This window comes from Pseudomonas sp. P110(2024), assembly GCF_057480795.1.
Genome location: NZ_JBLIYT010000007.1, coordinates 265660 through 291925, shown reverse-complemented (window position 1 = coordinate 291925; position 26266 = coordinate 265660). Strand labels below are relative to the sequence as shown.

Genomic DNA, 26266 nt, shown 5'->3' with positions numbered 1-26266 from the left:
TTTCACGCCAACCCGCAGGGCCCCCCATGAAAGACCAGTTGCTCGAACTCATCCGCCTCATCGGCGCCGGCTGCATGCGCGATGAGGACATCGAGCGCATCGCCGCCGAGGCCGCCCAGGCCTACGCCGACCCCGCCGCCTTCCTCGCCGCCAATCCGGACATCAACTACGACGACACCTTCCCGTTCCCGCTGGGCGAATGGGTGGTGGTCGGCAGCCTGCCCGACACCGTGCTGTTCCAGGCCGACAGCTACCAGGACCTGTTCCAGCAGATCAGCGACTCGTTCGACAAGAGCGTGCCGTTCACCCTCAAGCCCAAGCAGCTGGCGCGCACCGAGGCGCTGACCGCGCTCAACCGCATCCAGGTGCAGATGGGCGCGTTGAACAAGGAAGCCGGGGGCTACGTGCTGCTGAATTTCAGCCAGTTGCTCGATGACGAGCTGCAAATGGTGATGGTGGGGCAGAACGACCTGGCCCGTGTGCTGGAGTTGGGTGAGGCAGTCGGCATCAAGGTGGAGCCGGCGCTGGAGGCGCTGAAGGTGGCGGTGCACGTCTAAGCAACGAATTTTGCACCTTCCCCTGTAGGAGCGGCCTTGTGTCGCGAAAGGGGTGCGAAGCGCCCCGAGGATTCGTGTATCAAGCTGATATCGCCGGGGCTGCTTCGCAGCCCTTTCGCGACACAAGGCCGCTCCTACAGGGATTGCGGACGGCCGGAGGATGTGTGCCTCAACCTAACGCGGTATCAAGAAACATCATCACCGCGAATCCGCCCATCAGCCCCAGCGTCGCTGCGGTCTGGTGCCCGTTGCGGTGGGTCTCCGGAATCACCTCGTGGGACACCACGAAGATCATCGCCCCCGCCGCCAGGCCCATGCTGATCGGGTAGGCCAAGGCGAAGCCAGTGGAAATGCCCAGGCCGATCACCGCGCCCAGCGGCTCCATCAGGCCCGAGCCGATCGCCACCATCATCGCCTTGAAGTTCGAAAGCCCCGTGGCGCGCAGGGCCAGGGCCACGGCCAGGCCTTCGGGAATGTCCTGGATAGCGATGGCGCTGGTCAGCGGCAGGCCGATGTTCATGTCGCCGTTGGCGAAGCTCACACCGATGGCCATGCCCTCGGGCAGGTTGTGCAGGGTGATGGCCAGTACGAACAGCCACACCCGGTTGACCCGCTCGGCCTGCGGGCCACAAGGGCCGGTGCTTTCATGCTCGTGCGGGGTAAAGCGGTCAAGGCCCAGCATCAGCAGCACCCCGAGGCCCATGCCCAGGACCACGGTGAAGGCCGCCGCCGGGCCGTTGCCGGTGATTTCGCGGGCGGCGTCCAGGCCCGGCAGGATCAGCGAGAACGAACTGGCGGCGAGCATCATGCCGGCGGCAAAGCCCAGCATCACATCCTGGGTGCGGGCGTTGACGTCGCGCAGGATCACCGCCAGCACAGCGCCCAGGGCGGTGGCGCCGAAGCCCGACAACCCGCCGAGCAGGGCCAGGTGCAGGTTGTCGGCGTGGTCGCCGTTGACCGCGTTCCACAGGCTCGCCAGCAACAGCGCGGCGACGGCCAGCAGGCTCAGGGCCAGGCCGGCGCTGAGCCATGGCGTTTCCCGGGCCTGTTGTCGCCAGGCGCTGAGCATTGAGTCGGGAGCGACACTTTGGGTGTGGGCGGGGGGCATGTGAACCTCGGAGCAGTGAATGACAGCAGTTTATCCACTGACCTGTGCGCCGGGCCAAGGATTCCCTTCTATCGAGGCCATAGCCCGCTATGCTCTTGAACACATTTACCGTGCGGGAGCGGCGCCATGGGGTCCACCTTCAACAGCCTGGTCGGCTTGATCATCCTGACCCTGGATATCTGGGCCATTCTCAATGTGCTCAAGAGCGGCGCCGAGGTCGGCATCAAGGTGCTGTGGATCCTGCTGATCCTGCTGCTGCCGGTGCTGGGGCTGATCATCTGGGCGATTGCCGGGCCACGGGGCAATGTGCGGATCTGAAGCCGCTCATCCCAACTGTGTAACTTTGTAAGGGCCGGCTGCTCTCGACAAAATTTTCACACTCGATTTTTGAAAATCCGCGCCGCACAATGCGGCCTTGGTCCCACCTCGCGTTCGAGGGGCCGACCACCAGGCTGTCGGCGATCTCGCCTTCCCGCAAACCGCAATCCTAGGACCTCTCCATTCATGGCTAACACGGACGCCTTGAAGCAACAGAGCGTGCGAGGCTCGTTCTCGCCGACCCTGAAATCCCACCTGGCCTACACAGTGCTCAGTGGCCTGGTGATCATGCTGATGCTCAGCCTGGTGCGCCTGGCGCTGCTGGCCTACAACAGCGACATGATCGGCGACACGCCTTACTCCACCGTCGCCGAAGGCTTCTTCAATGGCCTGCGCTTCGACCTGCGGGTGGTGGTGTACATTAGCATCCCGTTGCTGCTGGCGCTGCTCAGCCCCTGGCTGATGGCGCGCCGCGGGCTGTTCCGCTTCTGGCTGACCATCGCCTCGAGCGTGGTGATGTTCCTCGGCCTGATGGAGATGGACTTCTACCGCGAGTTCCACCAGCGCCTGAATGGCCTGGTGTTCCAGTACATCAAGGAAGACCCCAAGACCGTCATGAGCATGCTCTGGTACGGCTTCCCGGTGGTCCGTTACCTACTGGCCTGGCTGGTCGGCACCTGGCTGCTGAGCTTGCTGTTCAAGGGCATTGATCGCCTGACCCGTGGCGAGCAAAGCGTCCAGCCCGCCGGCAGCCGCAAGGTCGCGCCATGGTATGGCCGCCTGGCGGTGTTCATGGTCGTGCTGTTGGTGGCCGTGGTCGCCGCACGTGGCACCCTGCGCCAGGGCCCGCCAATGCGTTGGGGCGATGCCTTCACCACCGACTCGAACTTCGTCAACCAGCTGGGCCTGAACGGTACGCTGACCCTGATCGACGCCGCCAAGAGCCGCTTCGGCGAGGACCGCGCCAACATCTGGAAGCCGGTACTCGACCAGCCGCTGGCCACCCAGACCGTGCGCGAGCAACTGCTGACTGCCAACGACACCCTGGTCGATGCCGACGAAGCACCGATCCGTCGTGACTTCCTGCCGCCGCAGAAGAACACCCTGGCGGTCAAGAACGTCGTGGTCATCCTCATGGAAAGCTTCGCCGGCCACTCGGTGGGAGCCCTGGGCAGCCCGAACAACATCACCCCGTACTTCGACAAGCTGGCCAAGGAGGGGTTGCTGTTCGACCGCTTCTTCTCCAACGGCACCCATACCCACCAGGGCATGTTCGCCACCATGGCCTGCTTCCCCAACCTGCCGGGCTTCGAATACCTGATGCAGACCCCCGAAGGCGGCCACAAGCTGTCCGGCCTGCCGGCGTTGCTCAGTGCCCGTGACTATGACGATGTCTACGTCTACAACGGCGACTTTGCCTGGGACAACCAGTCCGGGTTCTTCGGCAACCAGGGCATGACCACCTTCATCGGCCGCAACGACTTCGTCAATCCGGTGTTCTCCGACCCGACCTGGGGCGTGTCCGACCAGGACATGTTCGACCGTGGTAACGAGGAGCTGGCCAAACATGACGGCAAGAAGCCGATCTACGCGCTGCTGCAGACCCTCTCCAACCACACGCCGTACGCCTTGCCCAAGGACCTGCCGGTGGAGAAGGTCACCGGGCAAGGGCGCCTGGACGAGCACCTGACCGCCATGCGCTATTCCGACTGGGCGCTGGGCCAGTTCTTCGAGAAGGCCCGCAAGGAGCCGTATTTCAAGGACACACTGTTCGTCATCGTCGGCGACCACGGCTTCGGCAACCACCAGCAGGTCACCGAGCTGGACCTGGGCCGCTTCAACGTGCCGTTGCTGCTGATCGCCCCGGGTATCCAGGAGAAGTTCGGCGCGGTCAACCACACCGTGGGCACCCAGGTCGACATCGTGCCGACCATCATGGGCCGCCTGGGTGGCCAGGCCCGTCACCAGTGCTGGGGCCGCGACCTGCTCAACCTGCCTGAGGGCGACCAGGGCGTGGGCATGATCAAGCCGTCGGGCAGCGAGCAGATCGTTGGCCTGGTGCAGGGCGACCGCATCCTCATCGAGTCCAAGGACATGACCCCGCGGATGTACCGTTATCAGTTGGGGCGCGAGTTCAAGGCCGAACTCATCGAAAGCCCGGACCAGCCGGAAATGCTGAAGAAACTCGAGGCCTATATCCAGACCGCGACCAAGAGCCTGCTGGACAACACCGCCGGTGTCGTCCACGGCACGCCGAAGTAAGGTCGCCGCCTGCCTCATGAAGCCCGCCCTGAACCGGCGGGCTTTTTTCATGCGGTTTCATCTACGTGGCTGAACATTCATTCCGGCGCGATGGTCAAGTGAGTACGCCGTTCCATTCACCGTTGCGCCAGCGAGGGTCGATCGATGAAAGCATGGGAAGTCAGCTTTGCCGACCAGAAGGGCGAGCCGCAGACGCTGCTGCTCAATGCCGAGCAATGCCCCAGCGAGGAGGATGCCGCCCGCGCGATCCGCTCGCGGCTGTTTCCGCTCATGGACGAACTGGACCTCAACGACTTCCAGGACCGCAGCTTTTCCCCCACGGCACGTTGGCTCAAGGAGCAGAGCGGCGTGACCATCACCACCATTCGCGAAGCGCCCTGAACCGGGTGTCTCTGGCGTAGCGCCCACGCAGGCGCTACGCTCAAGTCAGGCGCCGGCCTTCTCTGCGGGCCGCCGCCGTTTTCATCGCGTCTTGCAATCCGCTCGTATTGTCAGGCATTCCTTGTGTGCCAGGCAGGTGCGTTGTGCACGGAAAGTCTATCCATTGCTTTGCAGGAGGACGTTTCATGAGCAGCCAGAACGACGACATCAGCAGCAGTGTCCTGCGCCAGATGAAAGCTGGCGGTTTCGATTTCACCCGCATCCACCCCATCGAGTTCTATGCCGTGTTCCCCAGCGAGGCCGGTGCCCGCAGGGCGGCGGGGCAATTTCGTGGCGAATCGCTCAACGCCCAGGTGAGCGAGCGCGACGACGGTGCCTGGCACCTGGAACTGAGCAAGGTGATGTACGCCACCCATGGCGGCATCGGCGCCTTCGAGCAGGCCTTCGAACGGGTCGTGTCACCCTATGGCGGCGAAGTCGAGGGCTGGGGCGTCAAGCAGGAAAGGCCGATCGCCTAGGCCCTGCGAGGCCATTAGTGCGCTTTGCGCCCCGCCATATGCTTCAGGTACGCCAGCACGGCATCGAGCGCCGGCTCATCCAGCACCTGGCTGGAAAACCCGGGCATCTTCGCCTGTGGCCAGCGCCGCAGGCTCTGCGGGTCGCGAATGTACTGGCGCAGGAAGGCCGGCTGGAAATACTCGGTGGGGTTGTGCGGCAGGTTCAGGTCCGGGCCCAGGTGCGCGTCGCCGGCGCCATTGAGGCGATGGCAGGCCAGGCAGTTCTGCTGAAACAGGGCAAAACCCTGGCGCACCGGGTCGTTCTCGGCCAGGGCCGGGTCGGGCAGCAGGGCGGGGAAGCGTGTCTCGACCCGGGGCAGGCGGCGGATGCTGGCGATCTGATACGGCCATTGTTCCGGGCGAATACCACTGGCCTGCGGTTGGGTCCATACCAGGTAGAACGGCCCTGCGCCTGGCTTGCCTTTGCTCAGCGCGGGCCAAGGGTGGCTGGGGGCCTCGATGGCCAGCCAGGCTTGCGCGGGGCCTGCCTGCAACAGCGGCCCGGCGGGCATCTCGGCGGCGAAGCCATCGAGGGCCACGGCCTGCAGGTGATCGCTCGGGATCACGCCCGGCAGCAGCACAGCCAGAGGCACGGCGCGGTAATGCAAGGTGCGCTTGTAGGCCACGTCCTGTTCGATGGTGATATCCCGCGCCTGCGGATGGGCAAGTAGCTGTTCACTGCTCCAGTGCCGGCTATCCCCACCCAGTTCCAGCGTCAGCTGTGCCGCTGGCGATGTCGGGGCGAGCAGCAGGCAGAGCAGGGCAAGACACAGGCGCATGGGCGATCTCCAACCATCAAGGTCGGCAGAGTACCTGCGCGCAATCGGAAAATGCCACTGCCGCGTTCAGCCGAAGAGCCGGGTGAGGTTCGGCAGGATCAGCAGCAGCGTCGTGGCGAAGAGTATGAGGCCGGCTTGGCGTACCTTGGATTGTCTGAACATGGCGGACCGCCTTCTTGTTGTTATTCCTGAATAACCCTTGGCTTCCTTGTCTAGCGTCGGGTCGATCGCAGCGGCGTGATGGCACGCCGTTCCTGCTTGCCGCGTATATCTGGATATACAACCAACAGTAGGGCCCGCGTCATCCCTGATTCAGAACCCTTTGTTCTAAGATTTATCATGTCGATTCCTCATGGCTTTAAGGCCACTGGCCACCCCGCTGGCACGCTCAGGCTAGACGAGTGCGCGGCAGGGGTTACGAAGGGTTACAGGGCCTACCGTTCGTCCGGATATCCTACTTGCTTGTACGGCCCTTTCGCGTCAGTCTCTACAGCAAATCCCACCCACATGTCGTTCAGGACTACCCCTATGTCGTTACGCATCTGCATCCTTGAAACCGATGTCCTGCGACCGGAGTTGATCGCGCAGTACCAGGGCTACGGCAGGATGTTCGAGCAGCTGTTTTCGCGTCAGCCGATCGCGGCCGAATTCGATGTGTACAACGTGATGAATGGCGACTACCCCCCGGACGGCGAACGCTTCGATGCCTACCTGGTGACCGGCAGCAAGGCCGACTCGTTCGGCGACGATCCCTGGATCCAGACGCTCAAGGCCTACCTGCTCAAGCTCTACGAACGTGGCGAGAAACTGCTGGGCGTGTGTTTCGGCCACCAGTTGCTGGCGCTGACCCTCGGCGGCAAGGCCGAGCGCGCCGACAAAGGTTGGGGGGTGGGCGTGCACCGTTACAGCCTGGCGGCCCATGCGCCGTGGATGGACCCGCAGGTGTCCGAGCTGACCCTGCTGATCAGCCACCAGGACCAGGTCACCGAGCTGCCCGAAGGGGCCACGGTCATCGCCTCGAGCGACTTCTGCCCGAACGCCGCCTACCACATCCGTGACCAGGTGCTGTGCTTCCAGGGACACCCGGAGTTCGTCCACGACTACTCCCGGGCATTGCTCGACGCGCGGCAGGCGTCGCTGGGCAATGAAGTCTATGAGAAGGCGGTGGCCAGCCTGGCCACCGAACACCAGGGGGATCTGGTGGGCGAATGGATGCTGCGTTTCGTCCAGCAGCCCGGCCGCCGCGCGATCTGAGAGGCGCATCGACCTCAATCGCGGGTTCCCCCGCGATTGGCGTTACAGCCAGCCCGAACGCTTGAAGCTGTAGTACAACCCCGAACAGCCCAGGGCGATCACCCCCAGCACGCCGAAGTAACCATAGCGCCAGGCCAGCTCCGGCATGTTCTCGAAGTTCATCCCGTAGATCCCGGCGACCGCCGTGGGAAACGCCAGGATCGCCGCCCAGGCGGCGAACTTGCGCTGGGTGATGCTTTGCCGTGACGACTCCAGCAGCATGCCGATCTCGATGGTCTGGCTGGCGATGTCGCGGATCCCGGCCAGGTCCTCCATCTGCCGCGTGACATGGATCTGCACGTCGCGAAAGTACGGGCGCATGTTCTTGTCGATGAACGGAAAGCTCAGGCGCTGCAGTTCTTCGCTGATCTCCACCATCGGCGCCACGTAGCGGCGCAGGCGCAGGATGTCGCGGCGCAGGCTGTGCAGGCGCTGGATGTCTTCTTCCTTGAGCGAATTGCCGAGTACGCTCTGTTCCAGCTCCTCGATCTCGCCGTGGATGGCCTCGCTCACCGGTTGGTAGTTCTCGGTGACGAAATCCAGCAGTGCGTAGAGCACGAAGTCCTCGCCGTGTTCGAGCAGCAGCGGGCGCGCTTCGCAGCGCTGGCGCACCAGGGCATAGGACTTCGAGTGACCGTTGCGGCAGGTGATGATGTAGCCGTTGCCGGCGAAGATATGGGTCTCGATGAACTCGAGCTTTCCTTCGTGGCGTACCGGCGAGTAGGTAACGATGAACAGCGCGTCGCCGAAGGTCTCGAGTTTTGGCCGGCTATGTTTCTCCAGGGCGTCTTCGATGGCCAGCTCATGCAGGCCGAACTGGCGCTGCAGGTTGGCCAGTTCCTCTGCATTGGGCTCTTCCAGGCCGATCCAGACGAAGTGTCCGGGCTTGCGCGCCCATTCGGCGCCCTCGTCAAGGCTGATGTTGGTGACCTTCCTGCCGGCGCTGTACACCGCCGATGCGACGACTCGACCCATGGTTGTCCGCTTATCCGATTGAACACGCTACACAGCTTGGGCTGTGTAGCGGTGCGGGGCAAGTCCGCACGCAGGTCAGGGCGTGGTGACTTCGCTTTCCATATGGTCGATGCAGTGTTGCATCTGGCTGCGGCATTGCTCGATCAGTGCGGGCAAGTCCTGCTGGGTCAGGCCCGCGGTGGCGATCGGTGCCAGCGAGCGGATGATCACGGTGCGCTGGCGCCAGCTGTTCAGGCCCAGGCGCTGGGTGTAGCGGCTGACGCACACCGGCACGATCGGCACACCGGCCTCGATGGCCATGTGGAAAGCGCCCTTCTTGAACGCCAGCAATTGCTCGCCGGGGTTGCGCGTGCCTTCCGGAAAGATCCAGATCGAGGTGTCGTCGCGCAGGGTCCGGGTGGTGGTCTGCATGGCCTTGCGCGCCTGGTAGGCGTTCTTGCGGTCGACCAGCACATTGCCCCCCAACCAGAACAGCTGGCCGAACAGCGGAATCCAGCCCAGGCTCTTCTTGCCGATGGCCACGGTGCGGCGCGGCACGACCTGGCCGAGGATGAACAGGTCATAGTTGGACTGGTGGTTGGCGATGATCACGCAGCCGGGGGGCTGGTCCCACAACGGACCGACCTCGGCCTTGACCTTGATGCGCATGAGCCAGGCGGCCGGCACGCTGTACAGGCGGGCGAACAGGCGGCTGTTGTCGGGATTGAACGGGCGCAGCAGGCCGATCACCAGACCGACGACACCCACGAGCAGGAAGTGCAGCGCCAACAGGAGCATGCGAAGCATAAAAAGCATGGTACGACTCACACCGGACAGTCGCGGCGCAGTGTACGGGTGTGCACTGTCAGGGGCAAACGTTGCTATGGCGTATGGGGCTTTGGCCTCGTGGGAGCGGGCTTGCCCCGCGATGCGATCGCCAGGCGGATACCATCGCGGGGCAAGCCCGCTCCCACAAAGCGTATCTAGAAAAGCCTGTGGACGGGATCAGCCCAGGTGGTTCTGGTCCGCCAGGATCGCCTCGTCCAGCGCTTCCAGCAGTGCCTTGCGCACTTTCAGCTTGGTGTTCTTGTGCGCCAGCATGTTCAGCTTCTTCAGTTCGCGGGCCGCGGCCAGGGCGGTTTCCTGCAACTGCTCGGCGGGCACCACCTTGTCGAGGAAGCCGGCTTCACGGGCGCCCTGTGGGTCGAAGATCTCGGCGTTGTTCACTGAACGCTGGAACGCCGCGCGGCCCAGACGGTCGCGGGCCAGTTCGATACCGGCATGGTGCATGGTCATGCCGATCTGCACTTCGTTCAGGCAGATCTTGTAGGGGCCTTCGACCCCGATGCGGTAGTCACCCGACAGCAGCAGGAAAGCGCCCTTGGCCACGGCATTGCCGGGGCAGGCGACGATCACCGGGAACGGGTGCGACAGCAGGCGGCGGGCCAGGGTGGAGCCGGCGGTGACCAGGCCGACGGCCTCCTTGGGGCCGGCGGTCATCACCTTGAGGTCGTAGCCGCCGGAGAGAATGCCCGGCTGGCCGGTGATGATCACCACCGCGCGCTCCTCGACGGCGCGGTCGAGCGCGGCGTTGAAGGCTTTGATGACGTCCGGGGAGATGGCGTTGACCTTGCCGTTGTTCAGGGTCAGGGTGGCGATGCCGTCTTCGGCATGGTAGGTAATCAGCTCGCTCATGGCAGAGTCCTTTGGATGGCGTGGCGATGACGTTACCCAGCGACACCGGTCAGGTAAAGCGCCAAGACTGACTGGTCAGTCAGCGCTGTGTCCTTGCGCCCTGTAGCCTCGGGGCAGCGGCGCAAGGTGCGGGAAAAGCGCTGGGCACAATGGCAGCATTGCCCTGATTGGCCCGGTTTTTTGGTCGGTTGGCTTAAGCGCATGAAAATTCTGAAAAAAATGCTTGCCAAAGGAAAAGGCTTCTACTAAATTAGCGCGCCTCGACAGGCTGAATAGCTTGAAGAGAAAACGGTGAAGTGTCCGAGTGGTCGAAGGAGCACGCCTGGAAAGTGTGTATACGAGAAATCGTATCAAGGGTTCAAATCCCTTCTTCACCGCCACATTCTGCGAAAAGCCCCCGAATCGAAAGGTTCGGGGGCTTTTTGTTTATTACGGCATGGTTTGTGGCTGCGCAGGCCTGGGCAGGCTTGCGCAGCAGTCAGTGGTCGGATTTAGCCGTGGGGCCGGCGCTCGGCAAATGCCCGAAATTCCCGGTCGCTTGCCCAGAGCTTGTCTATCTCGGCCTTTCGCTTTGTCGAAGGCGTGGCTTTCAGTGCTTCAAGCGCTTTGCCCCAAAATACGTAGCGGGTCGCATTCAGGTAGGCGCAATCGTTCGGGTTGCGGCCTAGCAGGTAATAGCGGCCAGCCTTGCGCAGTTCTCGGCTCAGGCCAATCAGTCTGAATCTGTTGCCCAGCCTGTGCTTGAGGCTCGGGGGTGGTATGTGGCTGGGCACTCCCCGCGATACCTCGACCAGTGCGCGGCTGAACTGCTCATCGAAACGCTGGAAGAACAGCCCCACCATGGCGTGGTAATAGGACTTCTGTGAATAGTAGTGATGCACGCAGTCGCGGGCCTCGACCACCTGCTTGTCGCCCAGCATGAAGGAAACGGCGATCTGCTCCATGGTGTGCAGTTGCGTATGCAAGTGTGCCCATTGATCGATCAGGGCGATCGCTTCGTCCAGCAGTCCGGTGTGACGGCGAGTCATTCCGCAGATACCGCTGTTGTAGAGACGCAGCGAAGGGCTGGGGGAACGCTTGCCCGCCGCCAGTTCCGCGACCAGCCCGGTGTAGTCGTCGCGCTGCGACGCGTGCTGCCAGCAGAACTCGTACTGGTCCATGAGGAAGTGCTCATCGCTGACGCGGTCGAAGAGCAGTGCCGGATCTTTCACGAAGATGGTGTCGGTATCGACGAAGATGGTCTTTTCGGCGAGCTCCATGCCCCGACGAATCGCCATGGCCTTGCGTCGGTGAACGTAACCGGCCGGTCCCATCCAGTCCGCCAATGTCGCCTCGTCCAGAAATTGCGTATGAACCGGCCAGCCTGCAAAGGCCTCGGGATGGTCGGTGAACACGCTAATGCTGAAACTCTCGCGATCGGCTTGGTGGCGCAGGGCGGAGAGGATGCTGAACTTTGCTTCGTGCAGGTAAGCGGTTTTCTTTCCGTATAGAAGGTACAACAGATGATTCGACTGCATAAAAACTGAATTCCAATATCCCTATCCGGCTCTGCGCCTACCGGGTGGCATAATGCCATATGCGTGTTGAAGCCTCCAAACGGCTTTCAACTGGTGTGGTGACGATTGTGTTGCAGGGGGTAGCGGCAAGGTGAGGAGGCCTGCGCGCCGTTCGACCGCGAACGGGGGATTATGTTTGCCGCTAGCCCGCCGCAGCGCTCAAAAACTGACACTGGCCGACAGCCGGGCGGTTCGCGGTGCCCCCTGGAACAGGTAGTTGTCGCCCAGGTAGTCACCCACATCACGCCAATAGCGCTTGTCGAAGACGTTGTCCACGGTCAGGCGCAGTACGGTGTCGTAGCCGCCGATAGTTGTGCGGTAGCGGCTGCCGATGTCGAACACGGTGTAGCCGCCGACTTCGACACCACCGGTGTGGTCGGCATACTTGCTGGCGCTGTAGCGGGCGCCGCCGAGCAGGGCCAGGCCGGGGACGGGCAGGGCGTAGTCGGCCTGCAGTGCCGCGCGCAGGCGCGGGACGTTGATCGCCTGGTGGCCTTCGTAGGCGTCGGTGTCGCTGTTCTGCACGCGGGCGCGGATTGCCGCCGCACTGGCCTGGATCTGCAGGTTGGAGGTCACCCAGCCACTGGCGCCGAGTTCGAGGCCGGTGTTCTTCTGCTGGCCCGACTGCACGTAGGTCGGTGCAGGGGTGTCGTCGGGGCGGGCATATTGGTAGGCCTGGCGGATCTGGAACAGTGCCGCGCTGAAGCTCATGCCCTGCCAGTCGCGCTTGATGCCGACTTCGAGCTGGCGCGACAGGGTGGGGGCGAGGATCTCGGCGGCGTTGCTGGCGAACCAGGGCGCAGTGCCGCCTGCGGAAAGGCCCTTCGAATAGCTGGCATAGAGCGTGGTATCGGGCTGCGGCTTGTAGATCAGTGCCGCATTGGGCAGCAACTGGTACTGCTGGGTATGCCGCCCGGCGACGCCGTTCTCGTTCCAGGTCTTCTCGTCCAGCCGGACCTCGCGGGCCCCGACCACTGTCTGCCAGTGCTCGTTGAAGGTGATGCGGTCGCTGAAGAACAGGCCGTACTGGCGGCTGTCGAGGCGGCGCTCGCTGTGGCCAAGCGGTTTGTCGGAAGGATCCAGCGCGGGGATGCCGGTGTAGATGTTGCCTGGGCGTAGTGGATCGAGCAGCTCGTTGAAGCTGGGACGCTGGTCGAGCGTACGGCGCTGGGCGCTGCTGCCCAGGGTCAGTTCGTGGCCCACGCCGAGGGCGTTGAAACGCCCGTCGAGCATGGCTTGGGCCTCGTCGATGCGGCGGGTGTCGTCGGGGCTGCGGAAATCGTAGATGTCGTAGTTGCCCTCTGGGCTGAAATGCGAGGACCAGCCCCCGTCGCTGCCCCAGGCAAACGCACTGTAGTCGTCGATCACCACCTTGCTCCGCGAAGCGCTCAGGGTGCCGTTCCAGTTGTCGTTGAACTGGTACTTGAAGCGCCCGCCCAGGTTCAGCGAGTCGTTCTGCACCGGCTTGGCCCAGGACTGCCAGGCCAGGTGATCCTTGGGGTCGACGTTGTGGGGTAGCTGCTTGCCGCCGAGCAGTTGATAGCCCGGTACCGAATACTGCTCGCGGTGCTGGTACTCGGCGTCCAGTTCCAGCACGGCATTCGGGTTGATCTGCCAGTCGAGCGCCAGGGAGGCGAAATCCCGCTTGCCGTCGGCGTGGTCGACGTACGAGCGGATGTCCTCGTGGGCCAGGTTGACCCGCAGGCCGAACTGGCGCTCGGCGCCAAACCAGCCGCCTAGGTCGGTGGCCAGATAGCGTTCGCCCTGTTCATTGCTCGAGACTGTGACCGTGCGCACGTCCTCGGCCCGCTTGGTCACATAGTTGACCAGTCCGCCGGGCTCCGACACGCCGCTCTGCAACCCCGACAGCCCCTTGAGCAACTCCACCTGCTGCTTGTTTTCCAGTGCCACGTTCTGCTCGCCGGCGATCGTCTGGCCGTTGATCCGATAACTGCTGGCGGCGTTGAGCTCGAAGCCGCGCACGTTGAAGTTCTCGTAATAGCCGATGGGCGCGTAGCTTTCACCCACCGAGGCATCGCTTTGCAGCACCTCGCTCAGCTTGCGCACCTGGCGGTCGTCCAGCAGCTGGCGGCTGAATACGCTGACCGAGGCCGGGGTGTCGAGCAGCGGCGCGCTGTGCAGGCCGCCGACCTGGGCTTCGCGTGCCTGGTAGCTGGTGTCGTCCTGAACCTCAAAGATGTGCACCGGGGCGAGGGTCACGCTGTCCTCGGCCAGGCCCTGGCCACTGTGCAGGGCAAGGCCCAGGCCGAGCAGGCCAAGGGGCAGGCGGGGGCGAAGCGGGGTCATGCAAGGCTCCTTGAAAGAGGACGCGCCGTTATCGCTCGGCAGCTGTCGGGCAGGCAAAAGGGCGCCATGGTAGCAGGCTGCCGGGCAATCTTTCAGGGGCAGAGGATGGGGAGGCCGGAGGCGATTGCGATGCAGGCGCTATCGCGGATCGAGCCCGCTCCCACAGTCCCGCATCAGTCTTCGGGCATGCGCATCTGCTGTGGGGGCCGGCTTGCCGACGATGACGCCAGTACAGTCAATACGAGCTAAGTCGCTGTCGATTCAAGCCGCCGCCGGCCGCTGGTGCCGGCGCCAGCTGTCGTCGATCTTCGACCAGGTCTTGCCGTCGGTGATGGCCAGCAGCTTGCGGCCATCCTTGAAGGTGGCGAGGAAGGTGACTTCCTCCTCCTTGCCGCCCAGCAGCAGACCGGCCAGCAGGCCGACCGGGCCGGCCACCAGGGCGCCGGCCACGCCCCAGCCAAGGGCGCTACCGAGGCTACGGGTCGATTCGAGGTTGGCCAGCTTCAGATCCTCGATCCGCGCCAGCGAAATGCGCTCGCCGGGCGAGGGGCTGCGCGGGGTCTTGAGTGTGAGCGCTCCATTGCGATACTCGCCTTCACCTTGCAAGAAATCGCCGGATTGCACCGTGAGTCTTGTCATTGTGTCGTCCTGTCAGGAAGGGGTCGTTGACCAACGCCTACTGAGCGCTTGCCACGCCGGCAAGTCAACGAGCAGGCGACGGAGGGTCGTGTGGCGGGTTGTCGCGCAGTAAAGCGCATAGACGAGCGAGCGGCGGCGCTCAACAAGTGAAAGTCGCATTTTCGAAAGTAAACTTCGAACCGTTGTCTATAACTGCCATGGGTCATGACTGTAACTAATGCTTATCGCTGGCGCCGTTGATCCATCGCAGTTTGCGCAAATTAGTGCGGCACAGTTAATTTTCGAAAACGAAAAAATGGCGTCAAAAAACGCTGGACATTAAGTTTCAATGTGTGTCAGTTTTTTTGCGCCTCATAAAGGCGAGTGACAGGAAGTTCTCGCCCGGTGGGAGAACCCTGTCGGACATCAACTGCTTTTTTGTACACAAGGAAGTAATCTGCATGTCGAAAGTCAAAGAAAACGCCATTGTTTCCGCCGTTTCCGCACTGCAACCGAAGGGGCCAAGTTCGTCCTTCGGCCTGATCGACAGCTTTGCCCACCAGTACGACCGCGGCGGCGCGAACATCAATGGCAAGAAGTCCTTCACGGCCGACCAGGCCGCCGATCACATCCTGCGTGACGGCGCTGCCTGGAAAGACCTGAACAAGGACGGCACGATCAGCCTCACCTACACCTTCCTGACCAAGGCACCGTCGGACTTCTACAGCCGCGGACTGGGCTCCTTCAGCCAGTTCAGCGACCTGCAGAAGCAACAGGCCAAGCTGTCCATGCAGTCCTGGGCTGACGTGGCCAAGGTCACCTTCACCGAGGCGGCATCGGGCGGCGACGGTCACATGACCTTCGGCAACTTCAGCGCCAGCAACGGCGGCGCGGCATTCGCCTACCTGCCGTTCGACGGGCCTGGCTCGCACAAAGGGGAGTCCTGGTACCTGATCAACAGCGGCTACCAGGTCAACATCAACCCGGGTACCGGTAACTACGGTCGTCAGACCCTGACCCACGAGATCGGCCACGTACTGGGCCTGTCCCACCCCGGCGACTACAACGCCGGCGAGGGTAACCCGACCTACCGTGACGCCGACTATGCCCAGGATACCCGTGGCTACAGCGTCATGAGCTACTGGAGCGAGAGCAACAACGGGCAGAATTTCATCAAGGGCGGCGGTCAGTACTACGCCTCGGCCCCGTTGATGGACGACATCCTGGCGATCCAGAAGCTCTACGGCGCCAACTACGCCACCCGTGCCAGCGACACCACCTACGGCTTCAACTCCACCGCTGATCGCGACTTCTACTCGGCCACCTCGGCCTCGTCGAAGCTGGTGTTCTCGGTGTGGGACGGTGGCGGCAACGACACCTTCGACTTCTCCGGGTTCACCCAGAACCAGAAGATCAACCTCAACGAAGCATCGTTCTCCGACGTCGGCGGCATGGTCGGCAACGTCTCCATCGCCAAGGGCGTGACCATCGAAAACGCCATCGGCGGCTCGGGCAACGACCTGCTGATCGGCAACGCGCTGGCCAACGTGCTCAAGGGTGGTGCCGGCAACGACATCATCTACGGCGGCGGCGGTGCCGACCAGCTGTGGGGCGGCAGCGGCTCGGACACCTTCGTGTTCGCGGCCGTCAGCGACTCCACCAAGGCGGCGCCGGATCGCATCATGGACTTCACTTCGGGCGTGGACAAGATCGACCTGTCGGCCATCTCCGCGTTCGCCGTGAACAAGCTGCCGCTGCAGTTCGTCAACGCCTTTACCGGTCATGCCGGCGAGGCGCTGCTGACCTACGACCAGGCCACCAACCTGGGCAGCCTGGCCATCGACTTCACCGGAAACAGCTCGGCTGACTTCCTGGTGACCACCGTTGGCCAGGCCGCTGTCACCGACATCGTGGTCTGATGCAACAGGGGGTGGCGCCTGCGCGTCGCCCCTTTTTGCCGGTGAGGCGAACCAATGAAAGCAAACTTGAGAACGATCGCGCTGGCCGCGATCCCCATGGTGTCGATGACCGAGGTAGTCATGGCGAGCAGCCTGTTACTCCCCAACGCCGCGCAACTGGCCGGCCGTTGGCAGCTTTACCCCGAACAGCAGCAGGCCCAGGCTTGCGACCTGCGTCTTGGCGCCACGGAAGGCGAAATCGAAGGTGATCTGGAGTGTGCCAAGGGGCTGATAGGCCTGCGCCCCGGCAGTTGGCTGGTGACCCCCGACACCCTGGCCCTGGTGGGCGGTGACGGCAGCAGCGTGGTGCACTTCAGTCGCGAAGGCGCCCAGCGTTACGCCTGGACCACCCCGGACGGCAAGCAACTGGTGCTTGAGCGCCTCGACAAATAATCCCAGCCTGGAACTAAAAAGTTCCAGTTGAGCCAGGGCGAAACATGAAACTACCGAGCAAAAAGCCCGGGACGCCTTTGTGGGCGGCACTCGGCGAACATAAGTCGACCTTGATCAGCGTGGGCTGTTTCACGGCATTGATAAACTTGCTCATGCTGGTGCCGTCTATCTATATGCTTCAAGTGTACGACCGTGTACTGAGTTCGCAGAACACCACAACTTTGTGGGTGTTGACGCTGATGGTGGTCGGTTTCTTCGTTTATATAGGCGGGCTTGAAGCAATCCGCAGTTTCATTGTCATCCGCGTGGGCAACCAGTTGGAGAAAAGTTTCAACTTGAAGGTCTACCGCGCGGCCTTCGAGCGCAATTTGCGCCAGCGTGACGGCGCCGCCGGGCAGGCCCTGGGCGATCTGACCCAGCTGCGCCAGTTCATTACCGGCCCCGCGCTGTTCGCCTTCTTCGATGCGCCCTGGTTTCCCATCTACCTGGCAGTGATCTTCGCCTTCAACGTCTGGCTGGGGGTGATGGCCACGGTCGGCGCGCTGTTGCTGATCGCCCTGGCGATCCTCAACGAACGCCTCACCCACGCCACCCTGGCCGAGGCCAGTGGCTTCCAGCAGCAGTCGACGCAACTGGCCGGCAGCCAGCTGCAAAGCGCCGAGAGCATCCAGGCCATGGGCATGCTCGGCGCCTTGCGCCAGCGCTGGTACACCTTGCACGGGCGCTTCCTCGACCTGCAGAACAAGGCCAGCGACACCTCGGCGGTGATCACCGCCACCAGCAAGGGCCTGCGCCTGTGCCTGCAATCGCTGGTGCTGGGGCTGGGCGCACTGCTGGTGATCGAGGGGCAGATGACCCCGGGCATGATGATCGCCGGTTCCATCCTGATGGGCCGTGTGCTCGCCCCGATCGACCAGCTGATCGCGGTATGGAAGCAGTGGAGTGGCGCGCAGCTGGCCTACCAGCGCCTGGACGTCCTGCTGCGCGAGCACCCCGAGCCGCCGACGCCGATGCCGCTGCCGGTGCCCACCGGGCAACTGGCCGTGGAGCAGGTCAGCGCCGGCCCGCCTGGGCGCAACCTGGCCACCCTGCAGCAGGTGAACTTCGCCCTGGCGCCGGGTGAATTGCTCGGCGTGCTGGGCGCTTCGGGCTCGGGCAAGTCGACCCTGGCCAAGGTGCTGGTCGGTGTGTGGCCGACCATCAGCGGCCATGTGCGCCTCGACGGCGCCGAGCTCAGCCAGTGGGATCGTGATGCCTTGGGCCCGCATATCGGCTACCTGCCGCAGAACATCGAACTGTTGCGCGGCAGCATCGCCGAGAACATCGCCCGCTTCGGCGAGCTGGACGGCGTCAAGGTGGTCGAGGCGGCCCGCCTGGCGGGCGTACATGATCTGATCCTGCGCTTGCCCCAGGGCTACGACACACGCCTGGGCGAGGAGGGGGTCGACCTTTCCGGTGGTCAGAAGCAGCGTATCGCCCTGGCCCGCGCCCTGTACGGCGATGCTCGGTTGATCGTGCTCGATGAACCCAACTCCAACCTCGACAGCCACGGCGAGGCCGCGCTGGCCAGTGCCATTGTCCAGCTCAAGGCCCAGGGCCGCACCGTGGTGCTGGTGACCCACCGCAGCGCGGCGCTGGCACAAGCCGACAAGCTGCTGGTAATGAACGAAGGGCGCATGCAGGGCTTCGGCCCGGCCCGCGACATCCTCCATGCCATGGGCCAGGCCCCGGCGCAACGCCCGCTGCAAGCCGGAGGTGGCGCATGAGCCAGCACACCCGTGATGCACGTTTCCATGTTCGCCTGGGGTGGCTGCTGACCCTGGTCGGTTTCGGCGGTTTCATGGCCTGGGCCAGTCTCGCCCCGCTCGACCAGGGCGTGCCGGTGCAGGGCACCGTGGTGGTGTCGGGCAAGCGCAAGGCGGTGCAGTCGATGGCGGCCGGCGTGGTCAGCCGCATTCTGGTCAGCGAAGGCCAGCTGGTGCGCCAGGGCGAGCCGCTGTTCCGCCTCGACCGCACCCAGGTGCAAGCCGATGTCGATGCGCTGCAGGCCCAGTACCGCATGACCCGCGCCGCCCTGGCGCGCTGGCAGAGCGAGCGCGACAACCTGGGGCAGGTGCAGTTTCCCGCTGAGTTGCTGGAAGATTCCGATGCCCGCCTGGCGTTGATTGTCGAAGGCCAGCGCCAGCTGTTCGACAGCCGCCGCCAGGCCCAGGCCCGCGAGCAGGGCGCCTTGGCCGCCAGCATTGACGGCTCCCAGGCCCAGCTGACCGGCATGCGCCGCGCGCGCAGCGACCTGCAGGCACAGGCCGATTCGTTGCGCGAGCAGCTCGACAGCCTGCGCCCGTTGGCCGGCGACGGCTATATCCCGCGCAACCGTGTGCTCGAGTACCAGCGCCAGCTGTCGCAGGTGCAGCGCGACCTGGCGCAGAACGCCGGCGAGAGCGCGCGCCTGGAGCAGGTGATCGTCGAGGCCCGGCTCAATCTGCAGCAGCGCCGTGAGGAGTATCAGAAAGAAGTGCGCACCCAGCTTGCCGAAGCCCAGGTCAAGGCCGCGACCCTGGAGCAGCAGCTCAATTCCGCGCACTTCGAGTTGCAGCACAGTGAGATCCTGGCGCCGGCGGACGGCGTGGCGGTCAACCTCGGCGTGCATACCGAGGGCGCCGTGGTGCGGGCTGGCGACACCCTGCTGGAAATCGTGCCCCAGGGCACCGCGCTGGAAGTCGAAGGGCGCCTGCCGGTGAACCTGGTGGACAAGGTAGCGCCGCAGCTGCCGGTGGACATCCTGTTCACCGCGTTCAACCAGAACCGCACGCCACGGGTGACCGGGGAGGTGGCGCTGGTGTCGGCCGACCAGCTGATCGACGAGCGCAGCGGCCAGCCGTACTACGTGCTGCGCAGCACCGTCAGCGAAGAAGCGCTGGCGCGTCTGCAGGGACTGGCGATCCGCCCGGGCATGCCCGCCGAGCTGTTCGTGCGCACCGGCGAGCGCTCGCTGCTCAACTACCTGTTCAAACCCCTGCTCGACCGTGCAGGCACCGCCTTGACCGAACAATAAGGACCGCCCAGTGAAGAAGTTCCCACTGATCGGGCTGCTGCTGGCCTGTGTCTGGCTGCCGACCGCCGTCCAGGCGGCCATGGGGCCGTTCCAGGTGTACGAGCAGGCCCTGCGTCGCGACCCGACCTACCTCGCGGCGTTCAAGGCTCGCGAGGCCGGCCAGGAATACCGCGCCATCGGTCGCGCCGGCCTGCTGCCCAGCCTGTCGTACAGCTACAACAAGGGGCGCAACGACTCCGAGGTGCGTTATCTCGGCGATTCGCGTCGGCAGAAGGAGGACCGTACTTACAACAGCATGGGCTCGACCTTCATCCTTCAGCAGCCGCTGTTCGACTACGAAGCCTATTCGAGCTATCGCAAGGGCGTGGCCCAGGCGCTGTTCGCCGACGAAAGCTTCCGCGACCAGAGCCAGCAGTTGCTGGTGCGGGTGATGACCAGCTACACCCAGGCCCTGTTCGCCCAGGACCAGATCGCCATCAGCGTGGCCAGCAAGCAGGCCTACCGCCAGCAGTTCCAGCAGAACCAGCGCCTGTTCGACGCCGGCGAAGGCACCCGCACCGACATTCTCGAGGCCCAGGCCCGCTATGAGCTGGCCGATGCCGAGGAGATCAAGGCGCGCAACGAGCAGGATGCCGCGCTGCGCGAGCTGGGGGCGCTGATCGGCGAGCCGGCGGTGCGGGTAGAAGACCTGGCGCCGCTGCGCCTGGGCTTCGCCCTGCCGGTGGTCGATCCCAGCGGCTACGAGGCGTGGCAGGAGCGGGCCCTGGCCAACAACCCGCAACTGGCCTCGTCGCGCCAGGCGCTGGAAGTGGCGCGGTATGAGGTCGAGCGCAACCGTGCCGGGCACCTGCCCAAGGTGACTGCCTTCGCCACCTCGCGGCGCCAGGAGTCGGACAGCGGTAACACCTACAACCAGCGCTACGACACCAACACCGTGGGTATCGAAGTCAGCGTGCCGATCTTCGCCGGGGGCGGGGTGCTGGCCTCGACTCGCCAGGCCAGCCGGCATCTAGAGCAGGCCGAGTATGAGCTCGACGGCAACACCCGCAGCGCGTTGATCGAGCTGCGCAAGCAGTACAACGCCTGCGAGTCCGGCGCCAGCCGCCTGCGCGCCTACGAGCGGGCGCTGGTGGCGGCCGAGGCGCTGGTGGTGTCCACCCGCAAGAGCGTGCAGGGCGGCGAGCGGGTCAACCTGGATGTGCTCAACGCCGAGCAGCAGCTGGCCACTACCCGCCGCGACCTGGCCCAGGCGCGTTACGACTACCTGCTGGCGTGGATCAAGCTGCATTACCAGGCCGGGGTGCTGAGCGAGACGCAACTGGCGCGGGTGGATGAAGCGTTCATCGAGGGCAAGTCAGGCTGAGCCCAAGGCTCCAGGTCATGCACAAATCCCTGTGGGAGCGGCCTTGCCGAGGCGTCGGACCGGTCGGCAAGGCCGCTCCCACAGAGGGGCCGGGCATTCAGGCGGCCACGACCAGCTTCCCGCGCTTGCGCTCAGCCAACCCCCACACCACCAGCGCCAGCGCCCCGATCACCAGCCCGGCCACCACGATCCCATCCCACCCACGCACCTCGAACAGCTGCGTCCCCAGCAACGACCCCAGCGCCCCGCCTATGAAGTAGCAGGTGATGTACCCGGCATTGAGCCGTGTACGCGCCTCCGGCCGCAGCACGATCACCGCGTTCTGGTTGCTCACATGCACCAGCTGCACCGCCAGGTCGAGCAGCAGCACCCCCACCAGCAACGCCACCAGAGACTGCTGCGCGAAGCCCAGCGGCACCCACGACAGCAGCAGTGCTACCAGCCCCACGGTAGTGCCCAGCGGGCCCTTGCCGCGATCGGCCAGGCGCCCGGCCCAGTTGGCCGCCAGCGCGCCGATCGCGCCGGCCAGGCCGAACAGGCCGATCACCGCGTCGGAGTAGTGGTAGGGCGCATTGCTCAGCAGGAACGCCAGCGGCGTCCAGAACAGCGCGAACAGGCTGAAGGCCAGCAACCCCAGCAGCGAACGCAGGCGCAGCACCGGCTCCTCGACGAACAGACGGAACACCGAGCCGATCAGCGCCGGGTACTTGAGCCCCGCGTGGCTGTGGTGTCGCGGCAGGCTGCGGTACAGGGCGAGGGCGCTGATCGCCATCAGCACCGCCGCCAGCACGTAGATGCTGCGCCAGCCGCCCAGTTCGGCCATGAAGCCGGCGGCGGTGCGCGCCAGCAGGATGCCCAGCAACAGCCCGCTCATCAGCGTGCCCACGGCGCGCCCACGCTGCTCCGGGGCACTGAGGGCGGCGGCCATGGGCACCAGCACCTGGGCCACCACCGAGAACAGCCCGGTCAGCGCGGTGCCCAACAGCAGCCAAGGCAGGCTCGGCGCGCAGGCGCTGATCACCAGCCCGGCGGTAGCGACCAGCACCATGGTGACGATCAGCCGGCGCTGCTCGAACAGGTCGCCCAGCGGCGCCAGCAACAGCAGCCCGGCGCCGTAGCTGAGCTGGGCGGCGATGACGATGGTGCCGGCGCTGGCGGTGCTCAGGCCGAATTGTTGGGCGATGCTGTGCAGCAGCGGTTGGGCATAGTAGTTGCTGGCCACGGCCAGGCCGGTGGCGGTGGCCATCAGCAGGATCAGGGCGCGTCCAAGAGTCGGGGCGGTCATGGATAGTCTCGTTGCAGGCAAGGGTGTGTGGCGACAAGTATCAGGAAGTGTCTGGCATGACACCAATGTATAGTTTTCAACTTATCCATCTTGAAAGCAGATAGTTCGATGAACCTCAAGCAGCTCGAATACGCCCTGGCCGTGGCCGACACCGGCAGCTTCACCCGCGCCGCCGAGCGCTGCCACGTGGTGCAGTCGGCCCTCAGCCACCAGGTGGCGCGGTTGGAGGCACAACTGGGGGTGAGCCTGTTCGAGCGCAGTTCGCGGCGCGTGCGCCTGACCCCGGCCGGCGAGGCCTTCGTGCTCAGCGCCCGACCGGCGGTGGCGGCGGCGCGGCGGGTGGCCGAGGATGTGGCCGCCGCCTGCGGGCAGGTGCGTGGGCGTCTGTCGATCGGTGAGATCAGTTCGCTCACCGCGCTGGACCTGGTCGATCTGCTGGCGGTGTTCCATGAGCGTTATCCGGATGTAAACGTGCGCTGGTTGACCGCCAAGAGCGAGTTGCTGGTGGCGGATGTCTGCGAACGGCGCCTGGATGTGGGCTTCATCGGCCTGTGGCAGGGCGAAACGCTGCATGGCGTGCAGCATCGCCTGCTGGCGCGGGAGGAGCTGGTGGCGGTGTTGCCGCCCGGCCACCGGCTGGCGGGCAGGGCGCAGCTGGCCCTGGCCGATCTGGCCGATGAGGTGCTGGTGGACTTTCCCGAGGGTACCGGGGCGCGTCGGCAGACCGACGAGGCGTTCCAGGCGGCGGGGTTGCGGCATCGGGTGCAGTTCGAGATCGGCCATATTCGCCTGGTGGAAAAGTTCGTCCAGCGCGGGATGGCGCTGGGGTTGGTGCCCGAGCGTATCGCCCGGGGTTTTCAGGGCGTGGCCACGGTATCGCTGGTGGATGCGCCGGTGCGGCATCTTTATGCGGTCTGGTCGTCGAGCCCCACGCCTGCGGCGCGGGCTTTTCTCGATGTCATGGAGCAGAGCCTCCTCGCCATCTGATGTCTGATCGCTTCGACATTGGCGGTGCTTGCAACGCTGCTCCTTGCGCGATCTGGGTAACCAGGGATCGCGAATCAGGCCGCGAACCCTCCATCGGCCAGCAGGCTCGCCCCGGTGATATACCCTGCTTCAGGCCCCGCCAGGTAAGCCACGAAACTGGCGATCTCATCCGCCTGTCCGTAGCGCCCGATGGCCATCAACGGAATCAGGCTCTCGGCGAACTCGCCGCTGGCCGGGTTCATGTCGGTGTCCACCGGCCCCGGCTGCACATTGTTGACGGTGATCCCCTGCGGCCCCAGGTCCCGGGCCAGGCCCTTGGTCAGGCCGACCAGTGCTGACTTGCTCATGGCATAGGGGGCGCCGCCGGCGAACGGCATGCGCTCGGCGTTGGTGCTGCCGATGTTGATGATCCGCCCACCCTTGCCCATGTGTTTCACCGCCGCCTGGGTGGCCACGAACACGCTACGCACGTTGATTGCCAGCAGGCGGTCGAAGTCGGCCAGGTCGAACTCGGCCACCGGCGCCACCGCCAGGACGCCGGCATTGTTGACCAGGATATCGAGGCCGCCGAAGGCCTTGGCGGTGTCGGCGACGGCCTGTTGCACAGCCTGGATATCGGCGCTGTCGGCGCGCAGGGCCAGGGCCTGGCCGCCGGCGTTGTTGATTTCACCGGCCAGGGCCTCGGCGCTGGCGCTGGAACTGACATAGGTGAAGGCGACCTTGGCGCCGTCGCGGGCCAGGCGCCGGACAATGGCCGCGCCGATACCGCGTGAACCGCCCTGGACCAGGGCCACCTTGCCGGTGAGGGGAAGTGTTTGGGACATGCTGATCTCCTGCGGTGAAGCAAGGCCGGATGCCTTGGGATGGACGCAGTATCCGCGCTCGATTACCTGTTGATAAGATGGCAATCGAGTTACTTAGAATAAACCAGGAGTTGATAATGGCCGTGGTGGAATCGTTCAGTAGCCTGGAATGCTTTATTCGCAGCGCCGAAGTCGGCAGCTTTGCCGAGGCGGCCAGGCGCCTGTCGCTCACCCCGGCGGCGGTCGGCAAGAACGTCGCCCAGCTCGAGGCGCGGCTCGGCGTGCGCCTGTTCCTGCGCAGCACGCGCAAGCTGACCCTGACCGAGGCCGGGCAGCGCTTTCTGGCCGAGGTGAGCGAGAGTTTCCGCACCATCCAATATGCCGTGGCCAACCTCGCCAACTGCGAAGGGCATCCGTCGGGCGTGCTGCGCGTCAGCATGGGCACGGTATTCGGGCGCCTGTACGTGTTGCCGCTTTTAGGTGAGTTCCTCGCCCGTTTTCCGGCGGTGACCGCGGACTGGCACTTCGACAACCGCCAGGTCGACCTGATTGGCCAGGGCTTCGATGCCGCCATCGGTGGTGGCTTCGAACTGCCACCCGGGGTGGTGGCACGCAAGCTGACCCCGGCGCACCGGGTGCTGGTCGCTTCGCCGGGCTACCTGCAACAGCACGGACCACTGAGTCGCCCGGAGCAGTTGCAGGCGTGCGCCGGCATCCTTATCCGCTCGCCGCAGACCGGCCGGGTGCGCAGCTGGCCGCTGACCAGTCGCTGGCAGGAGCAACAGCCGCTGCAACTGCCCCAGCGCCTGACCATGAGCGATTCGGACGCCGCCTGCGCGGTGGCCGAGCAAGGCCTGGGCATCGCCCTGGTCAGCCTGCCGTTCGCCTTGCCCTACCTGACCGAAGGGCGCCTGAGCCGGGTATTGCCGGACTGGTACGTGGACGATGGACATATCAGCCTGTACTACGCCGAGCGCAAGCTGTTGCCGGGCAAGACCCGGGCCTTCATCGATTTCGTGGTGGAGCAGTTCGCCGAGCGGGGGCTGGCGGGGCGGTTCGATGCGCTGCGGGGTCATTGATGGCCCCGCGATCGCGCTGGCTCAGGTGATCTCGATGATGAACTGCACCTGCGCCACTGCGGACACCACCAGGCTCACTTCATCATCCACCCGCTTGCCGAGCAGTTGCTGCCCCAGTGGTGCGCGCGGCGTGATCACCGTTACCAGCCCATCCCCCTCGCCAATCTTCAGGCCGGCCCCTTCCGGCCCGAGGAACAGCCGGCGCCGCTGGCCCGCCTCGTCTTCCAGGGTCACCAGGCAACCGATCTGGATCCCCCGCGCCGGGTCGTAGTCGCGCAGCGCCAACTGCTGGTAGGTCAGCAACGCCTGGCGGATCTCGGCCGTGCGCCGCGCCTGCCCGGTGGCCAGGTACGACGCCTCAAGCCCCAGGGTGTCGTACTTGTTCTCGGCGATGTTCTCTTCGGCGGTGGCGGCCTCGTAGGCGGTCTGGGCGGCGCGACGCAGCACCTCCATGTCGTGCTCGAGGGTGGCGATGATGCGTTGCAGCAGGCTGGCCTTGTCCATGGTCAGTAGCAGAACTCCAGCACGTTGGCCTGGCTCTTGTCGGTCGGCGCTGTGCGGTTCTGCTGCAGCCAGAACTGGCACTTGGGGCTGTTGAGGTTGCGCGGGTTGCCTTGGGCAGCCTCGGCGGCCTGTTGCAGTTCCTGCTTGTGCAGGATCTCTTTGTAGTGCTCGAACATCTGCGCCTGGGCGTCGGCCGGTTGTGCTGGCGCGCTAGCAGGCGCAGGCTGGACCACGGCGGGGACGGCGGCCTCGACCAGCGGCTGCACCTGTGCCGGCCACAGGCGCAAGGCCAGCCACAGGCTCAGGGCGATGGCCACGGCGCCGAGCCACAGGCCCAGGGCGACGCACAGCACCAGTTGCACGGGGCTGAGGGTGATCTTCAATTCGCGGGGGCGGGGCATGGCGGCCTCCTGGCAGGCAGGTTAGTGGGGGCCATTCTCGCATGGCGCGACAG

General features: G+C 64.8%; 25 protein-coding genes and 1 tRNA gene. 14 read left to right on the top strand and 12 right to left on the bottom strand.

Annotated elements, in window-relative coordinates; translation table 11 throughout:
* Positions 1–26: 26 nt before the first annotated feature.
* Entirely contained in the window at positions 27–557 is a 531-nt protein-coding gene (locus AC25ND_RS13755) for a hypothetical protein (RefSeq protein ID WP_062361581.1), read from the top strand.
* 169 nt (positions 558–726) lie between these two features.
* On the opposite strand, the gene AC25ND_RS13750 is transcribed toward AC25ND_RS13755, so the two are convergent.
* Positions 727–1665: a ZIP family metal transporter gene (locus tag AC25ND_RS13750; protein WP_028691760.1), complete on the bottom strand. Its 939-nt coding sequence runs from the start codon at positions 1663–1665 to the stop codon at positions 727–729.
* A gap of 126 nt (positions 1666–1791) precedes the next feature.
* On the opposite strand from AC25ND_RS13750, the gene AC25ND_RS13745 reads away from it, so the two are divergent.
* The 4 genes from AC25ND_RS13745 (at position 1792) to AC25ND_RS13730 (ending at position 5144) form a co-directional block, all read left to right on the top strand.
* Positions 1792–1983: a PLDc N-terminal domain-containing protein gene (locus AC25ND_RS13745; RefSeq protein ID WP_186597666.1), complete on the top strand. Its 192-nt coding sequence runs from the start codon at positions 1792–1794 to the stop codon at positions 1981–1983.
* A 186-nt stretch (positions 1984–2169) separates the two neighbouring features.
* Positions 2170–4245: an LTA synthase family protein gene (locus AC25ND_RS13740; RefSeq protein WP_186597664.1), complete on the top strand. Its 2076-nt coding sequence runs from the start codon at positions 2170–2172 to the stop codon at positions 4243–4245.
* Between the two features lie 144 nt (positions 4246–4389).
* Positions 4390–4626 (top strand): hypothetical protein, encoded by a 237-nt coding sequence (locus AC25ND_RS13735; RefSeq protein WP_028691758.1) that lies wholly within the window; start codon positions 4390–4392, stop codon positions 4624–4626.
* 185 nt (positions 4627–4811) lie between these two features.
* Entirely contained in the window at positions 4812–5144 is a 333-nt protein-coding gene (locus tag AC25ND_RS13730) for a ribonuclease E inhibitor RraB (protein ID WP_028691757.1), read from the top strand.
* 14 nt (positions 5145–5158) lie between these two features.
* On the opposite strand, the gene AC25ND_RS13725 is transcribed toward AC25ND_RS13730, so the two are convergent.
* Positions 5159–5962 carry a c-type cytochrome gene (locus AC25ND_RS13725; RefSeq protein ID WP_186597662.1) on the bottom strand — a complete coding sequence of 268 codons (804 nt, stop codon included), beginning with the start codon at positions 5960–5962 and terminating at the stop codon, positions 5159–5161.
* Positions 5963–6490: 528 nt separating this feature from the next.
* Between AC25ND_RS13725 and AC25ND_RS13720 the strand changes: the two genes are divergently transcribed.
* Positions 6491–7216: an amidotransferase gene (locus AC25ND_RS13720; RefSeq protein ID WP_062361585.1), complete on the top strand. Its 726-nt coding sequence runs from the start codon at positions 6491–6493 to the stop codon at positions 7214–7216.
* Positions 7217–7258: 42 nt separating this feature from the next.
* On the opposite strand, the gene AC25ND_RS13715 is transcribed toward AC25ND_RS13720, so the two are convergent.
* The 3 genes from AC25ND_RS13715 to AC25ND_RS13705 form a co-directional block, all read right to left on the bottom strand.
* Positions 7259–8230: a magnesium and cobalt transport protein CorA gene (locus AC25ND_RS13715; RefSeq protein ID WP_062361587.1), complete on the bottom strand. Its 972-nt coding sequence runs from the start codon at positions 8228–8230 to the stop codon at positions 7259–7261.
* A gap of 75 nt (positions 8231–8305) precedes the next feature.
* Complete coding sequence (locus AC25ND_RS13710) at positions 8306–9025, bottom strand: lysophospholipid acyltransferase family protein (RefSeq protein WP_028691753.1); 720 nt, start codon at positions 9023–9025, stop codon at positions 8306–8308.
* 189 nt (positions 9026–9214) lie between these two features.
* Entirely contained in the window at positions 9215–9904 is a 690-nt protein-coding gene (locus AC25ND_RS13705; protein WP_062361592.1) for a crotonase/enoyl-CoA hydratase family protein, read from the bottom strand.
* 290 nt (positions 9905–10194) lie between these two features.
* On the opposite strand from AC25ND_RS13705, the gene AC25ND_RS13700 reads away from it, so the two are divergent.
* Positions 10195–10284: transfer RNA gene (locus AC25ND_RS13700), tRNA-Ser, on the top strand.
* Between the two features lie 111 nt (positions 10285–10395).
* Here the strand turns inward: AC25ND_RS13700 and AC25ND_RS13695 are convergent.
* The 3 genes from AC25ND_RS13695 to AC25ND_RS13685 form a co-directional block, all read right to left on the bottom strand.
* The gene (locus AC25ND_RS13695) at positions 10396–11421 is read right to left on the bottom strand and encodes a hypothetical protein (protein WP_062361594.1); all 1026 of its coding nucleotides are present in this window, start codon (positions 11419–11421) and stop codon (positions 10396–10398) included.
* 198 nt (positions 11422–11619) lie between these two features.
* Positions 11620–13767, bottom strand: coding sequence for a TonB-dependent siderophore receptor (locus AC25ND_RS13690; protein ID WP_186597660.1), 2148 nt, complete (start codon positions 13765–13767; stop codon positions 11620–11622).
* 261 nt (positions 13768–14028) lie between these two features.
* Positions 14029–14406: a hypothetical protein gene (locus AC25ND_RS13685; RefSeq protein WP_028691750.1), complete on the bottom strand. Its 378-nt coding sequence runs from the start codon at positions 14404–14406 to the stop codon at positions 14029–14031.
* Positions 14407–14846: 440 nt separating this feature from the next.
* Between AC25ND_RS13685 and AC25ND_RS13680 the strand changes: the two genes are divergently transcribed.
* From AC25ND_RS13680 to AC25ND_RS13660, 5 genes are all read left to right on the top strand, one after another.
* Positions 14847–16304, top strand: a complete 1458-nt coding sequence (locus AC25ND_RS13680; RefSeq protein ID WP_028691749.1) for a serralysin family metalloprotease — start codon at positions 14847–14849, stop codon at positions 16302–16304.
* Positions 16305–16370: 66 nt separating this feature from the next.
* On the top strand, positions 16371–16736 hold the full coding sequence (locus AC25ND_RS13675; RefSeq protein WP_232108913.1) for an AprI/Inh family metalloprotease inhibitor: 366 nt from the start codon (positions 16371–16373) through the stop codon (positions 16734–16736).
* A 44-nt stretch (positions 16737–16780) separates the two neighbouring features.
* Complete coding sequence (locus tag AC25ND_RS13670; protein WP_062361602.1) at positions 16781–18502, top strand: type I secretion system permease/ATPase; 1722 nt, start codon at positions 16781–16783, stop codon at positions 18500–18502.
* Complete coding sequence (locus AC25ND_RS13665) at positions 18499–19791, top strand: HlyD family type I secretion periplasmic adaptor subunit (protein WP_028691746.1); 1293 nt, start codon at positions 18499–18501, stop codon at positions 19789–19791. Before AC25ND_RS13670 ends, AC25ND_RS13665 begins: the two co-directional genes overlap by 4 nt.
* Before the next feature lie 10 nt (positions 19792–19801).
* Entirely contained in the window at positions 19802–21154 is a 1353-nt protein-coding gene (locus AC25ND_RS13660; RefSeq protein ID WP_028691745.1) for a TolC family outer membrane protein, read from the top strand.
* Between the two features lie 97 nt (positions 21155–21251).
* Here the strand turns inward: AC25ND_RS13660 and AC25ND_RS13655 are convergent, their stop codons facing one another.
* On the bottom strand, positions 21252–22439 hold the full coding sequence (locus tag AC25ND_RS13655) for an MFS transporter (protein WP_186597658.1): 1188 nt from the start codon (positions 22437–22439) through the stop codon (positions 21252–21254).
* A gap of 108 nt (positions 22440–22547) precedes the next feature.
* Between AC25ND_RS13655 and AC25ND_RS13650 the strand changes: the two genes are divergently transcribed.
* A complete protein-coding gene (locus AC25ND_RS13650; RefSeq protein ID WP_186597656.1) occupies positions 22548–23426 on the top strand; it encodes a LysR family transcriptional regulator in 879 nt (292 codons plus the stop codon).
* Positions 23427–23500: 74 nt separating this feature from the next.
* On the opposite strand, the gene AC25ND_RS13645 is transcribed toward AC25ND_RS13650, so the two are convergent.
* Positions 23501–24250, bottom strand: a complete 750-nt coding sequence (locus AC25ND_RS13645; protein WP_028691742.1) for a 3-oxoacyl-ACP reductase family protein — start codon at positions 24248–24250, stop codon at positions 23501–23503.
* A gap of 116 nt (positions 24251–24366) precedes the next feature.
* On the opposite strand from AC25ND_RS13645, the gene AC25ND_RS13640 reads away from it, so the two are divergent.
* On the top strand, positions 24367–25308 hold the full coding sequence (locus tag AC25ND_RS13640; protein ID WP_062361610.1) for a LysR family transcriptional regulator: 942 nt from the start codon (positions 24367–24369) through the stop codon (positions 25306–25308).
* Between the two features lie 21 nt (positions 25309–25329).
* On the opposite strand, the gene AC25ND_RS13635 is transcribed toward AC25ND_RS13640, so the two are convergent.
* Together AC25ND_RS13635 and AC25ND_RS13630 are read right to left on the bottom strand one after the other, a co-directional pair.
* Positions 25330–25812, bottom strand: a complete 483-nt coding sequence (locus AC25ND_RS13635; RefSeq protein ID WP_028691740.1) for a GreA/GreB family elongation factor — start codon at positions 25810–25812, stop codon at positions 25330–25332.
* A 2-nt stretch (positions 25813–25814) separates the two neighbouring features.
* Complete coding sequence (locus AC25ND_RS13630) at positions 25815–26213, bottom strand: hypothetical protein (protein WP_028691739.1); 399 nt, start codon at positions 26211–26213, stop codon at positions 25815–25817.
* Between the last annotated feature and the right edge of the window lie 53 nt (positions 26214–26266).

Coding starts and splice junctions, on each gene's coding strand:
- AC25ND_RS13710 (WP_028691753.1), bottom strand. CDS start 9,025: ATGCTTTTTATGCTTCGCATGCTCCTGTTGGCGCTGCACTTCCTGCTC.
- AC25ND_RS13735 (WP_028691758.1), top strand. CDS start 4,390: ATGAAAGCATGGGAAGTCAGCTTTGCCGACCAGAAGGGCGAGCCGCAG.
- AC25ND_RS13645 (WP_028691742.1), bottom strand. CDS start 24,250: ATGTCCCAAACACTTCCCCTCACCGGCAAGGTGGCCCTGGTCCAGGGC.
- AC25ND_RS13630 (WP_028691739.1), bottom strand. CDS start 26,213: ATGCCCCGCCCCCGCGAATTGAAGATCACCCTCAGCCCCGTGCAACTG.
- AC25ND_RS13690 (WP_186597660.1), bottom strand. CDS start 13,767: ATGACCCCGCTTCGCCCCCGCCTGCCCCTTGGCCTGCTCGGCCTGGGC.
- AC25ND_RS13685 (WP_028691750.1), bottom strand. CDS start 14,406: ATGACAAGACTCACGGTGCAATCCGGCGATTTCTTGCAAGGTGAAGGC.
- AC25ND_RS13635 (WP_028691740.1), bottom strand. CDS start 25,812: ATGGACAAGGCCAGCCTGCTGCAACGCATCATCGCCACCCTCGAGCAC.
- AC25ND_RS13740 (WP_186597664.1), top strand. CDS start 2,170: ATGGCTAACACGGACGCCTTGAAGCAACAGAGCGTGCGAGGCTCGTTC.
- AC25ND_RS13665 (WP_028691746.1), top strand. CDS start 18,499: ATGAGCCAGCACACCCGTGATGCACGTTTCCATGTTCGCCTGGGGTGG.
- AC25ND_RS13755 (WP_062361581.1), top strand. CDS start 27: ATGAAAGACCAGTTGCTCGAACTCATCCGCCTCATCGGCGCCGGCTGC.
- AC25ND_RS13705 (WP_062361592.1), bottom strand. CDS start 9,904: ATGAGCGAGCTGATTACCTACCATGCCGAAGACGGCATCGCCACCCTG.
- AC25ND_RS13680 (WP_028691749.1), top strand. CDS start 14,847: ATGTCGAAAGTCAAAGAAAACGCCATTGTTTCCGCCGTTTCCGCACTG.
- AC25ND_RS13695 (WP_062361594.1), bottom strand. CDS start 11,421: ATGCAGTCGAATCATCTGTTGTACCTTCTATACGGAAAGAAAACCGCT.
- AC25ND_RS13750 (WP_028691760.1), bottom strand. CDS start 1,665: ATGCCCCCCGCCCACACCCAAAGTGTCGCTCCCGACTCAATGCTCAGC.
- AC25ND_RS13725 (WP_186597662.1), bottom strand. CDS start 5,962: ATGCGCCTGTGTCTTGCCCTGCTCTGCCTGCTGCTCGCCCCGACATCG.
- AC25ND_RS13655 (WP_186597658.1), bottom strand. CDS start 22,439: ATGACCGCCCCGACTCTTGGACGCGCCCTGATCCTGCTGATGGCCACC.
- AC25ND_RS13650 (WP_186597656.1), top strand. CDS start 22,548: ATGAACCTCAAGCAGCTCGAATACGCCCTGGCCGTGGCCGACACCGGC.
- AC25ND_RS13745 (WP_186597666.1), top strand. CDS start 1,792: ATGGGGTCCACCTTCAACAGCCTGGTCGGCTTGATCATCCTGACCCTG.
- AC25ND_RS13640 (WP_062361610.1), top strand. CDS start 24,367: ATGGCCGTGGTGGAATCGTTCAGTAGCCTGGAATGCTTTATTCGCAGC.
- AC25ND_RS13715 (WP_062361587.1), bottom strand. CDS start 8,230: ATGGGTCGAGTCGTCGCATCGGCGGTGTACAGCGCCGGCAGGAAGGTC.
- AC25ND_RS13720 (WP_062361585.1), top strand. CDS start 6,491: ATGTCGTTACGCATCTGCATCCTTGAAACCGATGTCCTGCGACCGGAG.
- AC25ND_RS13670 (WP_062361602.1), top strand. CDS start 16,781: ATGAAACTACCGAGCAAAAAGCCCGGGACGCCTTTGTGGGCGGCACTC.
- AC25ND_RS13730 (WP_028691757.1), top strand. CDS start 4,812: ATGAGCAGCCAGAACGACGACATCAGCAGCAGTGTCCTGCGCCAGATG.